The following is a 16,074-nucleotide window of genomic DNA, read 5'->3' as shown; positions in this document are numbered from 1 at the left end:
TCCTAGCACCCGGCTCCACCTTTTAATGTCTAGCTATGTCTTCTAGAGGCTATTGCTCTTCTGTGTTCGCTTCTAAACAGTCGCCTCCACTTTTTTAATGTGTTACAATTTGTTTATCTTTTGAATGGTACAAGTAGGTGATGGTATGGCTCTGATAGAAAGGGCGCCAGCAAAGATAAACTTATCACTAGATGTGTTGAGAAAACGTGCAGACGGACTACATGATGTAGAAATGATTATGACAACGATTGATTTATCCGACCGAGTCGAAATGTTTTCACTTCAAGAAGATAAAATTGAAATTTCTTTAGAAAGCAGATTTGTTCCGAGTGATGAACGTAATTTAGCATATAAAGCAGCAGTTGCTTTTAAAAGAAGATACGGTATAAAAAAGGGAGTTCATATTCTGATTGAGAAGAGTATTCCTGTTTCCGCTGGACTCGGTGGTGGAAGTGCTGATGCTGCTGCAGTCTTACGGGGATTAAATCGCCTGTGGAATTTAAATATTCCATTGGATGAACTTGCGGCCTTAGGAGCAACAATTGGAGCAGATATCTCATTTTGTGTATATGGTAGCACGGCAATTGCTAGAGGGTATGGCGAAAAAATTGAAAAATTAGCATCTCCTCCACCTTGTTGGGTTGTCCTTGCAAAGCCGAATATCGGCGTTTCCACTTGGAAGATTTTTAACCGTGTAAATGTCGATGAATTATATCATCCTAAAACACCTCTTGTTATTAAAGCGTTAGAAGAGAAGGACTTCCCTATGCTTTGTGCAAATATAGGTAATTCACTTGAATCCATTACATGTTCGATGTATCCAGAGGTTAAGCAAATAAAACAGGCAATGCAAAATATTGGTGCTAGCGGGGTTTTAATGAGCGGAAGTGGCCCAACGGTATATGGCCTAATAGAACAGGAAAGTAAGGCTAGAAGGATTTATAATGGTATGCGAGGATTTTGTGAAGAGGTATATTTAGTTCGGATAACTGGGTGATTAGTTGCCAAAAATCGTATAATAGTGGTATATTATATTGTAAATATACGGTTTCTGAGGTGTAGAAATGAAAAGGAGTAACCGATTAGTCATTTTAACCGAATTTTTTATGGAAAATCCTAGAAGGCATATACAATTACCATATTTTGTTGATTTATGTGAAACGACTAAGTCATCTATAAGTGAGGATCTTGATATCATTGATAATGTGTTAAAAACGCAAGGATTGGGGTACTTAGAACGAACGACGGGTGCCGGTGGTGGCGTAAAATATATTCCTGAATTATCAAAGGAAAAGTCACTAGACTTCGTTGGGGATTTACGCGAGAAATTAGAGGATGCGAACAGAATCCTACCGGGTGGTTACCTATATATGACAGATATTTTAGGCAATCCAAAATTTGTGCGTGAGATTGGTCGTATTTTTGCTTCGCGATTCTCTAAATTAGATATTGATGTAGTAGTAACGGTAGCTACGAAGGGGATTCCGTTAGCATATTCAGTTGCGTCTTTATTAAATGTTCCGGTTGTTATTGTAAGAAGAGACCCTAAGGTAACGGAGGGGTCTTCTGTAAGTATTAATTATGTTTCAGGGTCTTCTCGGAAAATACAAACCATGGTTCTACCGAAAAGGAGTTTGCCTGAAGGAAGCAATGTTTGTATTATTGATGACTTTATGAAAGCTGGCGGCACGATTAACGGAATGATTAGCCTATTATCAGAATTTAATGCAAAAGTTCAAGCAATCGGTGTATTAGCTGAAGCCGATGATGAAGAAGAAGAGCGGATTGTTACAGATTATACATCTTTAATAAAAATTACCAATGTGGACTTATTAAATAATAAAATTGAAGTTCAGGCAGGAAATTTTTCTATTGAATAATATGAAGATTAATAGAGGCTAAAAAGCTGATTTAATGGGCTTTTTAGTCTTTTTTTAATGCAATGTCTAGCATTCTTTTTAAAAATATATAATTTTTTTTCTATTTTAAGCAGGAATTTATGAAATTTTGTTGAAATAGTTTAGTAAGTTCAAAGGGAAAAGGTGGTGAGACATCATGGAAGTAACCGACGTTAGATTACGCCGCGTGAATACAGAGGGCAGAATGCGCGCAATAGCATCGATTACATTGGATCAGGAATTTGTTGTTCATGATATCCGTGTTATTGACGGTAACAACGGATTATTTGTGGCAATGCCATCCAAACGCACTCCTGACGGTGAATTCCGAGATATTGCACATCCGATTAATTCTGGAACACGCGCTAAAATTCAAGATGCGGTATTAGAGGAATACCACCGTGCAGGTGAAGCAGAGGTTGAATATGAAGAAGCAGGCGCTTCCTAAATCATGATTAACGAAGGGGTCAAATCTTTTAACCAAGATTGACCTTTTTTTTGTCAATTTGGTGTCAATGCCGTTGTATTTCCCTTCGTGGTTGAAGGATGATGTGAATTAATTTTCGCTACGGGCAGTGCGAAACTTAAGGCACAGCTTCAGCCTACTCAGTAGAAAATCACTTCCTTGAAACAACAATCCTCATGCAACAGCATTTGAAAAACTATTTGTTAATTCCTTCCATATCCCCGCAACTGCATAACAAAATCCCTATATTTTAATATTCTCAAAGTGTTGAAATCATATTACGTTTAAGATATATTTTATAATGGATAAAAGTAATATTGGAGGTATCCTTATGACGAATCGGTATGCTGTGATACTCGCAGCTGGGCAAGGAACAAGAATGAAGTCGAAATTATATAAAGTATTACATCCTGTAATGGGTCGTCCAATGGTTCAGCATGTTATTGACCAATTAAATCCCCTACAATTAGATGAACTTGTAACCATTGTTGGCTTTGGGGCTGAACGAGTAAAAGAGATTATCGGTAACCAAAGTGAGTTCGCTATTCAGGAGGAACAGCTTGGAACAGGTCATGCTGTAAAAATGGCAGAAGCCCTGTTAAAGGATAAGGAAGGAACAACCATTGTAGTTTGTGGGGATACTCCATTAATTACAAGTGATACGTTCAGTGCACTATTTAACTTCCATGAAAAAGAACAAGCAAGTGCTACTATCTTAACCACTAAAGCTGATGATCCAACTGGATATGGAAGGGTTATTCGCAATATTGATAATGAAGTAGAACGAATTGTTGAACATAAGGATGCAAATGAAGTAGAACTCCAAGTTGATGAAATAAATACTGGTACATATTGTTTTGATAATCAAGCCCTTTTTGCTGCCATAAAAGAAGTTTCCAATGAAAACGCACAAGGAGAGTATTACTTACCGGATGTTATTGAGATCCTTCGTGGGAAAGGGGACAAAGTTAGCGCCTTTATGACGGAAAACTTTGAAGAAACGCTGGGTGTAAATGATCGGGTTGCATTATCAAAGGCGGAACGAATTATGAAGAAGAGAATTAATGAGCAGCATATGAGAAATGGCGTTTCTATTATTGACCCAGATCACACATACATTCAACCCGGTGTTCGTATTGAACAAGATGTTGTCATTCATCCTGGTTCGATCATTAGAGGAAAAACAGTGATTAAAGAGAATACAGAAATTGGCCCCAACAGTGAAATTACAAATTGCGAAATAGGCGAAGAGACAGTTATTAAGCAAAGTGTTGCTAGTGATAGCAAAATTGGCGATAGAGTAAACATTGGTCCATTTGCACATATCAGGCCGGAATCCACCATTGGAAACGAAGTGAAAATTGGTAATTTTGTTGAAGTGAAGAAGACGGAGATGGGTGATCGAAGTAAGGCTTCTCACTTAAGTTATATTGGAGATGCAGATGTAGGAAGCAATGTGAATATCGGATGTGGTACAATAACAGTGAATTATGATGGTACCAATAAATATTTGACCACGATAGAAGATGACGCGTTTATTGGGTGTAATTCCAATTTAATTGCACCAGTAACAATTGGAAAAGGCTCATATGTTGCAGCGGGATCAACCATTACAAATGATGTACCCCGGGATGCTTTATCTGTTGCAAGATCAAGACAAACGAATAAGGAAGGCTATGTTTCAAGAATAAAAAACCGAAAACGAGATTAACGGAGGGTAAATTCATGTCACCAAAGTACAGCGATGGATCGTTAAAAGTATTATCGCTAAATTCAAATCCTAAATTAGCAGAAGATATTGCCCATCATATTGGGGTGCCTCTAGGAATATCTACCGTTTCAACATTTAGTGACGGTGAGGTACAAATTAACATTGAGGAAAGTGTTCGTGGTTGCGACGTTTATGTCATACAATCGACTTGTGCTCCAGTTAATCAGCATTTAATGGAATTGTTAATTATGGTAGATGCGTTAAAACGGGCATCCGCAAAATCCATTAATATTGTTATGCCTTACTATGGTTATGCTAGACAGGATCGTAAAGCACGCTCACGTGAACCAATTGCTGCTAAATTAGTAGCTGATTTAATTACAACAGCCGGAGCAAATCGTGTAATTACACTGGATCTACATGCTCCTCAAATTCAAGGGTTCTTTGATATTCCAATTGATCATTTACAAGGTGTACCAATTCTATCAAATTACTTTGAATCAAAAGGATTAGAGGATCCTATTGTGGTTTCACCTGACCACGGTGGAGTAACTCGTGCTCGCAAGATGGCTGATCGTTTGAAAGCACCAATTGGGATTATCGACAAACGTAGACCTCGTCCGAATGTTGCTGAAGTAATGAATATTATAGGAAATATTGAAGGAAAGACGGCAATTTTAATAGATGATATAATTGACACAGCAGGAACCATTACATTAGCAGCAAATGCATTAATAGAAAGCGGTGCAAAAGAAGTTTATGCAGCCTGCACTCATCCAGTGTTGTCAGGGCCAGCTATTGAGCGAATTGAACATTCCAAGATTAAGGAATTAGTAGTTACAAACAGTATTCCTTTAGCAAATGAAAAGAAAATTGATAAGATTACAACCTTATCTGTTGCACCGTTAATCGGTGAAGCGATTATCCGTGTTCACGAATTACAATCAGTAAGTATCCTTTTCGACTAAAGTGTTTATTTTTCTCTATATTAGGGAATAAATGTATTGACTAACATTTAGCTCCATTCGATGATTGCAAAAGTTGATTAGCAAAGAAAGGCTTATTGAACTTTCATGTATTCAGTAAATAAATTTGGAGGATGATAGCGTGTCAGTATCACTTAAGGCTAATATAAGAGAAGATTTAACACGTTCAAGTACAAAGAATTTAAGAGAAAGTGGACAAGTTCCTGCCATTGTTTATGGGAAAGATAAAGAACCACAGCCAATTGCAGTGGATAGTATTGAACTGATAAAAGTAATTCGGGAACATGGGAGAAATGCAGTTCTCTCACTTGTTGTTGAATCAGGACAAAGCATTGATGTAATGTTCCATGATTATCAGGTAGACCCTATGAAAGATGAAATGGTACATGCTGACTTTTATAAAGTTGATATGTCAGAAGAAAGGGATGTTACTGTTCCAATCAGACTTGATGGTGAGCTTGAAGGAAATGGAATTTTACAGCAGCCTTTATTTGAACTTCAAGTACGGGCAAAGCCAAATGATATCCCTGAAGAAATAACATTAGAAATATCTTCTTTAGGAATTGGGGATAGTAAGACCGTAGCGGATATACCAGTGAATGATAAATACGAAATTCTTGATGATCCCGAAACAACGGTAGCTACCGTACTTGCACCAGATACAGAAGTAGCAAAAGAGCATTCAGAGGAATTAGAAGAAGCAGTAGAAGAAGAACAAGAAGAAGCTGGAAATGAAGAATAACAGAAGCTAAAACATAAAAATAACAACCCTCCATTAAGAAGCTTGAAACAATAAATTCTTAGTAGGAGGGATTGTTGTATTTCTTATTGGCCCTTTCCTATAAGTCGGTTGTTTCATGCATTAAATAGAACGATCTGTCATAAATTGATGTGTGCGCGAGTTGATTTCCACATCGGGCAGTTACGTACTTTAGGACACGGCTTGACACATAATTTTCCCGCAGGTTTCGTCAACGACGTATCCCACACAAAAAAGTAGTTTTCTGCGTACGATGCTTCGCTGTCATAGGTGCTCCTCGCCCTGTGGAAGGAAAGGCATCGATAGCACGAAGCTGATTTAACAGCTACCCATGGGATGCGTAGTGTATTTCCGCAGCGAAAATTACGCACGATTCGCCTTGATAAGTTACCTTTTATCATAGTTCTTTGCGAGGTTTAAAGAGTAAGAAAATTTACTAAAGTTGCTTTTATTTCTAAATGAGGTATCATGAAAGTGTTTAACTTAAAAAGATTAATTACAAATAAAGGAAGCCAGCAAAAAATGAAATGTATCGTCGGTTTAGGAAACCCAGGAAAAAAATATGATCAGACAAGACATAACGCAGGATTTATGGTTGTAGATGAACTAGCACGAAGAAATGGCTGGGAATTCGGTAAATCAAAATTCAAAGGGAGATTTACGATGGAACCCTTTGAAGGGGAAAAAGTAATATTGCTTAAGCCTGAAACCTATATGAACCTTTCGGGGGAATCCATTCGACTTTTAATGGATTTTTACAATATAGATGTGGAGGATCTACTTGTTATTTATGATGATTTAGATTTGTCCCCAGGAAAAATCAGACTACGTCAAAAAGGTGGTCACGGCGGACATAATGGTGTAAGGAACACCATTGATCATCTTGGCACAAAAGAATTTAAACGTATACGAGTTGGCATTGGAAGACCAGCGAATAATACACCTATTATTGATTACGTTTTAGGAACATTCTCTAAGAAGGAACAGGAAAATATGGCAAGTAGTGTTCAAACATCCGCAGACGCCTGTGAGGATTGGTTAAGAGGGAAGTCATTTCTTGAGGTAATGAATGAATATAACAATAATTAGATGGAATCACAGTCCACATCCAGGATAGGAGAACTATGTATAATAAATTTCTTTTCGGATAAACTTCATAGTAGTTTGAATCGTTTAACCGAGGAGGAATTTAGTTGTCAATAGTCTATCAATGCCGGCACTGTGGGCAAGAGATAGGAAAGCTAGATAATCAAGTAGTTGATTCTTCGATGTTAGGATTTAATCAGCTTTCCGGTCAAGAAAAGGAAGAAATGATACAATATCATGATAACGGTGATATTCATGTAAAGACGATATGCGAAAGCTGTGAGGACACGTTAGGACAGCATCCGCAATATCATGAGCTAGACTTTTTTATACAATAAAATACGCATGAAGAGCTTTGGCACTGGCCAAGGCATTTTTGCGCTTAGTTGAAGAAAAGTAGCGGGGGTTAACGATGAAAGCAATTAATAATTTTTTAGGATCGAAGGAAGATATTCAGTCTATTATCAACGGTATAACGGGTGGAATGAAGGAACAGCTTGTAGCTGGCTTATCTGGTTCTGCAAGAAGTATGCTAGTTTCGGTTATTAATGAATCCATTTCTAAACCGGTTTTATTAGTAACCCATCAATTGGTGCATGCACAGCAGCTCTATGATGATTTGGTAGAACTAGTTGGTGAAGACCATGTACATTTGTATCCGGTTAATGAATTGATTTCCTCTGAAATAGCTTTTTCTAGTCCAGAGTTAAGAAGTCAGAGAATAGAAGCATTAACAAAGTGGGCAAAAAATAAATCAGGCATATTACTAGCACCTGTTGCAGCATTAAAGCGTATACTCCCCCCTCCTAATTACTGGAGTAAGTATCAACTAACATTTACATTGGGTGAAGAGATAGATATTGAGAAATATCTTGCCTTTTTAATTGATATGGGTTACGAAAGGGTATCCATGGTTACAACTCCAGGTGAATTTAGCAAACGTGGTGGAATTATTGATATTTATCCTATTACGGAAGAAAATCCAATTCGAATTGAACTATTTGATGAAGAAATTGATTCTATTCGATATTTTGATGCCGAGTCACAAAGGTCTTTATCCAAGATGCAGGAAATTATAGTTGGACCGGCCACAGAGTTATTGTTGACAGATGAGGATATTCATGCAGCGGCAGATCGAGTGGAGAAGGCTTTAGGTGCAACATTGAAAAAGATGAAAAAGTCCGAAACAAAGGAAAACCTAGATGAGGTCATTGAAGCAGATGTTGGACGCTTAAAAAATTTAGAGCGTTTTCAGGAGATGTATAAATATATCGGCTACATGTATGAAAAACCTGCTAGTTTATTAGATTACCTTTCTGAGGATGGACTAGTCATTTTGGATGAAATGAGCCGTATCCAAGAGACGGCGCTAAATTTAGATAAGGAAGAAGCGGAATGGTACAGTAGCCTACTTGAAACTGGTAAGATGGTCCAGAATAGTAGATTTTCCTTTGACTGGCAATCCATTATGGATGATATGATACAGCAACGATTATATACGTCTGTATTCCTTAGACACATACCTAATACCAATCCGCAGAATATTATAAACTTGTCATCTAGAGCCATGCAGGAGTTTCATGGCCAAATGCACTTGTTTAAAAATGAATTAAAACGCTGGGAGAAAGGGGACTTCTCAGTTGTTGTATTAGCACCAAATGAAAAGCGGGCAGAAAAAGTTCATTCTATTTTTGAAGACTATGGAATTGAAGCCGGTGTAGCCAAAAAGCTAGAATTACCAGTGGAGAAGCCAACCATTGTAGTTGGTAACCTGAGTAATGGTATCGAATTACCGATGCATAAGCTCGTTCTAGTTACCGAAAATGAACTTTTTAAGAAACGAGTAAAGAAACAAAGAAGGCAGCAGAAAATATCGAATGCAGAACGTATAAAAAGCTATCAGGAATTAAAAGTTGGGGATTATGTTGTACATGCCAACCATGGGGTAGGGAAATATATAGGTATTGAGACACTGGAATTGAACGACCTGCATAAAGATTTTATGCTGATTCGATACTCAGGGGATGATAAGTTATATGTCCCTATTGACCAGATTGATTTAGTACAGAAATATGTTGGGGCAGAAGGTAAAGAGCCGAAGCTTTATAAGCTAGGCGGTTCAGAGTGGACGAAGGTAAAACGAAAAGTTCAATCCAACGTGGAAGATATAGCAGATGACCTTATAAAGCTTTATGCAGAAAGAGAAGCTAGAAAGGGTTACGCATTCTCCGAAGATACAGAGATGCAAAGAGAGTTTGAAGCAGCTTTTCCATATCAGGAGACTGAAGATCAGTTAAGATGTATTACGGAAATAAAGGCTGATATGGAGAAACAGCGTCCAATGGATCGTCTATTATGTGGGGATGTAGGATATGGGAAAACAGAGGTTGCTATTCGTGCTGCGTTTAAAGCTGTCATGGACGGAAAGCAGGTTGCCCTTTTAGTACCAACTACTATCCTTGCTCAACAGCATTATGAGACCATTCGCGAACGCTTTCAGGATTATCCAATAAATATTGGTTTATTGAGTAGATTCCGGACGAGGAAACAACAAACAGAAACCATCAACGGAATAAAGAAAGGGACAATGGATGTTGTTATAGGAACACATCGAATTTTATCCAAAGATATCGAATTCCGTGATTTAGGATTGTTAGTTGTAGATGAGGAGCAACGTTTTGGTGTAAAACATAAAGAGAAAATTAAACAAATGAAAACGAATGTAGATGTGCTTACATTAACAGCGACACCAATACCAAGGACATTACACATGTCTATGTTAGGCGTTCGTGATTTGTCCGTTATCGAAACACCTCCAGAAAACCGCTTCCCAATTCAAACCTATGTAATGGAGTATAATCCAATTTTGGTTAGGGAGGCCATTGAAAGGGAAATGGCACGAGGTGGACAGATTTTCTTCTTATATAATCGGGTGGAGAATATTGAAAAGGTAGCACGAGACCTTGGTATGCTCGTTCCAGAGGCAAGAGTAGGTGTTGCCCACGGGAAGATGAGTGAAACAGAATTAGAAAATATGATTGTAAGTTTTCTGGAAGGCGAATTTGACGTTCTAGTAAGTACAACCATTATTGAAACAGGTGTAGATATCCCAAATGTGAATACGTTAATAGTAAGCAATGCCGATCATATGGGATTAAGTCAGCTTTATCAGCTTCGTGGGCGCGTTGGAAGGTCTAACAGAGTAGCATATGCTTACTTCACGTATCAAAAGGATAAGGTGTTAACGGAAGTTGCGGAAAAGAGATTGCAGGCGATTAAGGAATTTACGGAGTTAGGTTCGGGATTTAAAATTGCCATGCGTGACTTATCTATTCGTGGAGCAGGGAATCTATTAGGTTCAAAACAGCATGGTTTTATTGATTCTGTTGGATTTGACATGTATTCGCAAATGTTAAAAGATGCAATAGATTCACGCAAGGCAGGGAAAGAAGTAGAGAACGTAGAGCCATTTGAAACAGAAATGACCTTAAAATTAGATGCATATATACCTGATGAATATATTGGTGACGAAAAACAGAAAATCGATATTTATAAGCAATTCCGCTCTTTAGATAATGAAGAGGAAATGGATGAATTAAAAGAAGAGCTTATTGACCGGTTTGGTGACTTCCCTGATGAAGTTGCAAATTTATTTACCGTCTCTTCTTTAAAACTGTATGCTAAAAGAGAAAGCGTGCAATCCATTACGGAAAAAAATAATAAAATAACCCTTTTAGTCGATGAAGGACGAAGCCAGCAAATTGATGGGTCGAAGTTATTTGAATTAGCGAATGAGTTTGGACGAAATGTACAATTAGGGACTGAAAACCAGAACCTAAAGATTGTGTTTAAAACTGCCAAAAACATGCCAAATAGATATGAATTTGTTAGGGACTTTATTAAAAAGTTAGAGACAGTGGATAGAAATGGCTAAAAAATTGGCAGGTAATGTATAGTTATTTTTGAGTTGCCTATACTAAAACCACACCTGGTGATTATTAGATATCCCGACAGTTTTTAGAAATACGGAAGCAAGAGTAATCATCGTAGAAAGTGAGGGAACTCAGGATGAAGGCTACAGGTATTGTACGTCGAATTGATGATTTAGGAAGAGTGGTTATTCCTAAAGAAATCAGAAGGACTCTTCGCATACGTGAAGGAGATCCACTGGAAATTTTCGTCGATCGAGAAGGCGAAGTTATTTTGAAAAAATACTCACCGATTAATGAATTAGGACACTTTGCAAAAGAATATGCAGAAGCACTGTTTGATTCACTTCAATTTCCAGTACTTATATGTGACCGAGATGAGGTTATCGCAGTTGCTGGAGAGTCGAAAAAGGATTACTTAAATAAGAATATTGGTTCACAAATAACGAAAACAATTGAAAACCGTAACACTGTATTTGAAGCAGAGAGTAATACCATAGAAATCCTTGATGGAAAAGAACAAGAGGTTAATTCCTATTGTATTAGCCCAGTAATCGCGAATGGAGATCCAATAGGATGTGTACTAATCTTTTCCAAAGACGGCGAAAAGCTAAGTAAAGTGGAGGAAAAGTCTGCTGAAACTGCTTCTGGATTTTTAGCGAGGCAAATGGAGTAATGGTTTTAAGCAAAAATCAGCAATGTCTGGTTTTTGCTTATTTTTAACCCTTCTATTTATACAATTATGGAAAGAAACTATGCTATAATTGGATGGAATTTATATAACTAGATCGGGATAAATAAAAAAGGGACGTTATGTATGGGTGGTAGTGAAACAAATCGGTTAGTGAAAGGTGCTTTACTTTTAACGTTAGCCGGTTTTATTAGTAAAATTTTAAGTGCGGGTTATCGCATACCGCTACAAAATTTAACTGGGGATGTCGGTTTCTATATTTATCAGCAGGTGTATCCTATTTTAGGTATTGCAACTATGTTAGCATTATACGGCTTTCCACAAGCGATATCTAAAATAGCAATAGATATGAGGGGAAGAGGAAGAAAGCTTTCCATTCGAAGTTTTTATATCCCTATCTCACTTATTATGTTTATCATGAATGGGGCTATATTTCTTTTTCTCTTATTGAATGCAGATAATTTAGCTACTTGGATTGGGGACTCCAATTTAGTACATACATACCAATTTACGGCAATCGTATTTTTACTCGTACCATTTATAGGATTACAACGGGGAGTCTTTCAGGCTGAATTGGATATGAAGCCGACCGCCTTGTCCCAAGTAATAGAGCAATTACTACGAGTGACGATTATCATTGTTGCTGCAGTGTTGGTCGCTAAAAACGTAATCAATTATTATGATATAGGACTGTCAGCGGTGATTGCTTCCTTAATTGGAGGAATGGCCGCACTAGCCACCCTTTTCATTATTTTCCTTTTTAAAAAACCAATTTCCATGGAAGTTTACCCTATTCCATGGAATTATTACGTTAAGACAGTATTAATACTTGGAATGGTCGCCGCATTAAATCATATGGTTCTACTAGTGATGCAATTTGCTGATGCATTTACATTAGTGCCTAGTCTAATGAAATACGGATTCTTATTAAATGAGGCGAAAGAAGTGAAGGGGATATTCGATCGAGGACAGCCTATTATACAGTTAGGTACAGTGCTAGGCTCATCTTTCGCACTTGCCCTTATACCCTCCGTTTCGAAACGAAGGTTAGTGGAAGATAGAGATGCGTTTTACTTTTATATACGTAGTGCATTAAAGTTTAGTTTTTATTTGGCTATAGGAGCAACAATTGGGATTATTGCCATTTTTCCTGAAGTCAATCTATTATTGTACAAAAATGATAATGGAACGATGGATTTGCGCATCCTGATGGTATCCATACTCTTATGTTCTTTAGCAGTAACAGCTTCGTCTATCCTACAAGGGTTAGGTTTTATTAAACGCACGGCTGGATTTATTATAGTCTCTTTATTTACAAAGTGGGTATTAAATCAATTATTCGTACCTATTATCGGTATAACAGGTGCTGCATTATCAACTGTCATTAGTTTACTTGGATTATTGGTTATGGTAATGATGAATCTAAAAAGGAAGCTACCTGAATGGACTTTTTTCCGGAATATTAATTATAAGGCAGTTTTCCAGGCATCTTTAATGATGCTTGCCTATATTTATATGATAAAACATTTCATTCCGGTTCATTTATTACAGAATCGTTTACATGTATTGTTATATGTTTTATTTATGGTTATAACAGGTGCTTGTTTGTTTATGTTTCTTCTCATACGTGGAAACGCATTATCGAAGAGGGAGATATCGCTACTACCTTTCTCTTCTTATATTTTAAAGGTTTATAATTGGAGGGGCAACAATGGGTAAAATTGAAATAATAGGTTTAGGTGCTGGAGACATCAATCAATTATCATTAGGGATATATAAAAAGTTAAAAAGTACAGATCGGGTGATATATGCACGGACAGCTGACCATCCAGTGATTAAAACATTACAAATAGAAGGGGTATCCTTTCATACCTTTGATTCCATTTATGAAGATGAGGATGAATTTGATTCCGTTTATAATAGAATTTCTCAGGATTTGTTAGAGATAGCAAAGGATACAGAAGGTGTTGTTTCCTATGTTGTTCCAGGACACCCTATGCTTGCGGAAAAATCCGTTCAATTGCTATTAGGGCAGGACGATATCCAAGTAGAAGTGGCAGGTGGCCAAAGCTATTTAGATGACTTATTTACTGCGTTACAAATTGATCCAATTGAGGGCTTCCAATTTGTTGATGGCACATCCTTTCATCGCAGTGAATTAGAATATCGGCACCACCTCATTTTTTGCCAGGTATATGATCAGTTGATTGCTTCAGAAGTAAAACTAGCATTATTAGAGGATTTACCACCAGATTATGAAATAACAATTGTTGAAGCGGTAGGAAGTAAGAAGGAATCCATTCAAAGGGTTGCTTTAAGTGAGCTAGACCGTGAGATAGAAGTGAATAATTTGACTAGTGTTTATGTGCCTCCTGTTCCTACCAATCTCCTAAATCATACATTTACCAATCTCAGAGAGGTTATGAGGGTATTGCGATCCCCAGAAGGTTGCCCATGGGACCGGAAGCAAACACATGAATCGTTAAAAGAGCATTCTATTGAAGAAATATATGAATTAATAGAGGCTATTGATAATCAAGATGATGAAGGAATAATTGAAGAACTTGGCGATATTCTTATGCATGTCATGCTACATAGCCAAATTGGAGAAGATAATGGTTATTTCTCCATTGATGACGTCATAAAAGGAATTACGAATAAGATGATTTACCGTCATCCACATGTTTTTGATAACGTATCAGCAGATTCAGTCGAGGAAGTTGTTGATAACTGGGAGGAACTTAAAAAGAAGGAAAAAGGAGACAAGAGGAAATCAGTATTAGACGGTATCCCTAAGCCCCTTCCTGCTCTAGTTAAAGCATATAAGTTACAGAAAAAAGCCGCAAAAGTTGGTTTTGATTGGGATGAAGTAACAGATATGTGGAATAAGTTAGATGAAGAGATTAAGGAAGTAAGAGAAGCTATTCAATTTAAAAACGATGATGAAATAGCGAAGGAATTTGGGGATGTTCTATTTGTTTTAGTCAATTTGACAAGGTATTATAAGATTAATCCAGAATTGGCATTGGAACAAACGAATAAAAAATTCTATTCTCGATTTTCATATATCGAAGAGCAATTAAATCTAAATGGAAAAAATATAGAAGATGTTACATTAGAAGAAATGGACATGTACTGGAATGAAGCAAAGGAAAGGGAAAGAGAGTGATTGGTATGCGATTAGATAAATTTCTAAAAATATCGCGGATAATTAAACGTCGAACTCTAGCAAAAGAAGTAGCAGAACAAGGGAGAATTATGATTAACGGAAACCAAGCAAAAGCCTCTGCTAATCTTAAAGTAGGCGATGAACTAACCATTACATTTGGTCAAAAGATTGTTACGTTGAAAATAAACGATTTACGAGAAAATGTAAAAAAGGACGAAGCAGAAACATTGTATACAATTGTTAAAGAAGAAAAGGTTTGATGGAATGGATTAATACGCATTAATTTTGTGCGCCTTGATGTATAATCTAACTCATTAATGAAAGCGTAGTGTATTTACGCACGAAATTTCTTATCAAGTTTCCTGTTCTATACTTGTCCCTCCTTTCATAAATTGATAATGATAAGGAGGGCGTTTTTATATGAATTATTATGATAATAAAGAAAGCATTACAAGAACAAACACGGACCATTATGTAAAAATGAATAATCGTAGGAACTTGGAGATTACAGGCGTTAAAGAAGTGGACAGTTTTGATAATGAGGAATTTTTGCTTGAGACAGTGATGGGTTACTTAATTGTTCGTGGCCAAAATCTACAGTTAAAAAATCTTGATGTTGGTGAAGGGATAGTAACCATAAAAGGAAAAGTGTATGAACTTACCTATGTCGATGATCAAGGTCAGGAGAAAGCTAAAGGATTCTTTAGCAAGTTATTTAGATGACCCTAAGTGTGCAATTCTTAACCATGATAACCATGGTAGGAAGTGGATTTTATTTAGGGATGGCCTTAGATACCTTTCGCCGTTTCACACCATATTGGAAAAATACAGTTTTTCTAAACTATTTAATGGAAATTTGCTTTTGGCTTACTCAAACAATCATTTTGTTTTATATCCTATTTCAGGTAAATGCGGGCGAGATAAGATTTTATGTTCTCATTGCATGTCTATTGGGATTTTCAATGTATCAAGTGTTTGCTGCAAATATATATAAGCGTATGCTTGAACATATGATACGTGTGGTAACAGCTATTTATCAATTTTTCAAAAGGCTAGTACAAGCTCTTATTATTCAACCAATAATATGGATGGTAACGGTCCTTATAACTATTGTAGTTGGTTTAGCAACTGCCTTATGGAAAGTAGTACTTTTTATCGCAAAGCTTCTATTTGCTCCAATTCGTTGGATTGCTAAAGTCATTTACTATCTGCTACCGAAAAGTTTTAAAAACTTTTTGCAGCAAATAGCAGGATTTTATAGTAAAATAAAGAATATAATCTTTAAATGGCTGAAGTATATCAAAAATAAAAGCAACCGTAAATGACTAAGAGCTATATATGGACAAGCCTGTCATAGGGAGCTTAAATGAAACGAAAA

The 16,074-nt window shown here is 36.8% G+C and carries 15 protein-coding genes; all 15 read left to right on the top strand.

Annotation, left to right across the window (positions count from 1 at the left end; all coding sequences use genetic code 11):
* The first annotated feature begins 145 nt into the window (after positions 1-145).
* Positions 146-997 carry a 4-(cytidine 5'-diphospho)-2-C-methyl-D-erythritol kinase gene (ispE, locus tag CAO17_RS16880; protein ID WP_085993743.1) on the top strand — a complete coding sequence of 284 codons (852 nt, stop codon included), beginning with the start codon at positions 146-148 and terminating at the stop codon, positions 995-997.
* A 67-nt stretch (positions 998-1,064) separates the two neighbouring features.
* On the top strand, positions 1,065-1,880 hold the full coding sequence (purR, locus tag CAO17_RS16875) for a pur operon repressor (RefSeq protein WP_085993742.1): 816 nt from the start codon (positions 1,065-1,067) through the stop codon (positions 1,878-1,880).
* A 175-nt stretch (positions 1,881-2,055) separates the two neighbouring features.
* Positions 2,056-2,346, top strand: a complete 291-nt coding sequence (gene spoVG, locus CAO17_RS16870) for a septation regulator SpoVG (RefSeq protein WP_026680175.1) — start codon at positions 2,056-2,058, stop codon at positions 2,344-2,346.
* A gap of 349 nt (positions 2,347-2,695) precedes the next feature.
* On the top strand, positions 2,696-4,075 hold the full coding sequence (gene glmU / locus CAO17_RS16865; protein ID WP_085993741.1) for a bifunctional UDP-N-acetylglucosamine diphosphorylase/glucosamine-1-phosphate N-acetyltransferase GlmU: 1,380 nt from the start codon (positions 2,696-2,698) through the stop codon (positions 4,073-4,075).
* A gap of 14 nt (positions 4,076-4,089) precedes the next feature.
* Positions 4,090-5,043 carry a ribose-phosphate diphosphokinase gene (locus tag CAO17_RS16860; protein ID WP_085993740.1) on the top strand — a complete coding sequence of 318 codons (954 nt, stop codon included), beginning with the start codon at positions 4,090-4,092 and terminating at the stop codon, positions 5,041-5,043.
* Between the two features lie 139 nt (positions 5,044-5,182).
* Positions 5,183-5,803 (top strand): 50S ribosomal protein L25/general stress protein Ctc, encoded by a 621-nt coding sequence (locus tag CAO17_RS16855; RefSeq protein ID WP_085993739.1) that lies wholly within the window; start codon positions 5,183-5,185, stop codon positions 5,801-5,803.
* A gap of 540 nt (positions 5,804-6,343) precedes the next feature.
* Complete coding sequence (pth, locus tag CAO17_RS16850) at positions 6,344-6,910, top strand: aminoacyl-tRNA hydrolase (RefSeq protein WP_085994539.1); 567 nt, start codon at positions 6,344-6,346, stop codon at positions 6,908-6,910.
* A 104-nt stretch (positions 6,911-7,014) separates the two neighbouring features.
* The gene (gene fin / locus CAO17_RS16845; protein ID WP_085993738.1) at positions 7,015-7,245 is read left to right on the top strand and encodes an anti-sigma-F factor Fin; all 231 of its coding nucleotides are present in this window, start codon (positions 7,015-7,017) and stop codon (positions 7,243-7,245) included.
* Positions 7,246-7,319: 74 nt separating this feature from the next.
* Positions 7,320-10,841 (top strand): transcription-repair coupling factor, encoded by a 3,522-nt coding sequence (gene mfd / locus CAO17_RS16840; RefSeq protein ID WP_085993737.1) that lies wholly within the window; start codon positions 7,320-7,322, stop codon positions 10,839-10,841.
* A gap of 134 nt (positions 10,842-10,975) precedes the next feature.
* The gene (gene spoVT, locus CAO17_RS16835; RefSeq protein ID WP_085993736.1) at positions 10,976-11,512 is read left to right on the top strand and encodes a stage V sporulation protein T; all 537 of its coding nucleotides are present in this window, start codon (positions 10,976-10,978) and stop codon (positions 11,510-11,512) included.
* A gap of 141 nt (positions 11,513-11,653) precedes the next feature.
* On the top strand, positions 11,654-13,246 hold the full coding sequence (locus CAO17_RS16830; protein ID WP_085993735.1) for a putative polysaccharide biosynthesis protein: 1,593 nt from the start codon (positions 11,654-11,656) through the stop codon (positions 13,244-13,246).
* Positions 13,239-14,696: a bifunctional methyltransferase/pyrophosphohydrolase YabN gene (gene yabN, locus CAO17_RS16825; protein ID WP_085993734.1), complete on the top strand. Its 1,458-nt coding sequence runs from the start codon at positions 13,239-13,241 to the stop codon at positions 14,694-14,696. The genes CAO17_RS16830 and yabN overlap by 8 nt, the downstream gene beginning before the upstream one ends.
* 5 nt (positions 14,697-14,701) lie before the next feature.
* A complete protein-coding gene (locus CAO17_RS16820; RefSeq protein WP_085994537.1) occupies positions 14,702-14,956 on the top strand; it encodes an RNA-binding S4 domain-containing protein in 255 nt (84 codons plus the stop codon).
* A 160-nt stretch (positions 14,957-15,116) separates the two neighbouring features.
* Positions 15,117-15,419, top strand: a complete 303-nt coding sequence (yabP, locus tag CAO17_RS16815; protein ID WP_085993733.1) for a sporulation protein YabP — start codon at positions 15,117-15,119, stop codon at positions 15,417-15,419.
* Positions 15,416-16,021, top strand: a complete 606-nt coding sequence (gene yabQ / locus CAO17_RS16810) for a spore cortex biosynthesis protein YabQ (protein ID WP_085993732.1) — start codon at positions 15,416-15,418, stop codon at positions 16,019-16,021. The genes yabP and yabQ overlap by 4 nt, the downstream gene beginning before the upstream one ends.
* Positions 16,022-16,074 lie beyond the last annotated feature (53 nt).

It is taken from the genome of Oceanobacillus senegalensis, from assembly GCF_900176885.1.
GTDB classification, from domain to species: Bacteria; Bacillota; Bacilli; order Bacillales; family Amphibacillaceae; genus Oceanobacillus; species Oceanobacillus senegalensis.
Note: the sequence above shows the minus strand (reverse complement) of the source record. Positions and strands in the feature narration are given on the sequence as shown.

Coding starts and splice junctions, on each gene's coding strand:
- ispE (WP_085993743.1), top strand. CDS start 146: ATGGCTCTGATAGAAAGGGCGCCAGCAAAGATAAACTTATCACTAGAT.
- glmU (WP_085993741.1), top strand. CDS start 2,696: ATGACGAATCGGTATGCTGTGATACTCGCAGCTGGGCAAGGAACAAGA.
- yabQ (WP_085993732.1), top strand. CDS start 15,416: ATGACCCTAAGTGTGCAATTCTTAACCATGATAACCATGGTAGGAAGT.
- purR (WP_085993742.1), top strand. CDS start 1,065: ATGAAAAGGAGTAACCGATTAGTCATTTTAACCGAATTTTTTATGGAA.
- CAO17_RS16830 (WP_085993735.1), top strand. CDS start 11,654: ATGGGTGGTAGTGAAACAAATCGGTTAGTGAAAGGTGCTTTACTTTTA.
- spoVT (WP_085993736.1), top strand. CDS start 10,976: ATGAAGGCTACAGGTATTGTACGTCGAATTGATGATTTAGGAAGAGTG.
- pth (WP_085994539.1), top strand. CDS start 6,344: ATGAAATGTATCGTCGGTTTAGGAAACCCAGGAAAAAAATATGATCAG.
- CAO17_RS16820 (WP_085994537.1), top strand. CDS start 14,702: ATGCGATTAGATAAATTTCTAAAAATATCGCGGATAATTAAACGTCGA.
- CAO17_RS16860 (WP_085993740.1), top strand. CDS start 4,090: ATGTCACCAAAGTACAGCGATGGATCGTTAAAAGTATTATCGCTAAAT.
- spoVG (WP_026680175.1), top strand. CDS start 2,056: ATGGAAGTAACCGACGTTAGATTACGCCGCGTGAATACAGAGGGCAGA.
- yabP (WP_085993733.1), top strand. CDS start 15,117: ATGAATTATTATGATAATAAAGAAAGCATTACAAGAACAAACACGGAC.
- mfd (WP_085993737.1), top strand. CDS start 7,320: ATGAAAGCAATTAATAATTTTTTAGGATCGAAGGAAGATATTCAGTCT.
- yabN (WP_085993734.1), top strand. CDS start 13,239: ATGGGTAAAATTGAAATAATAGGTTTAGGTGCTGGAGACATCAATCAA.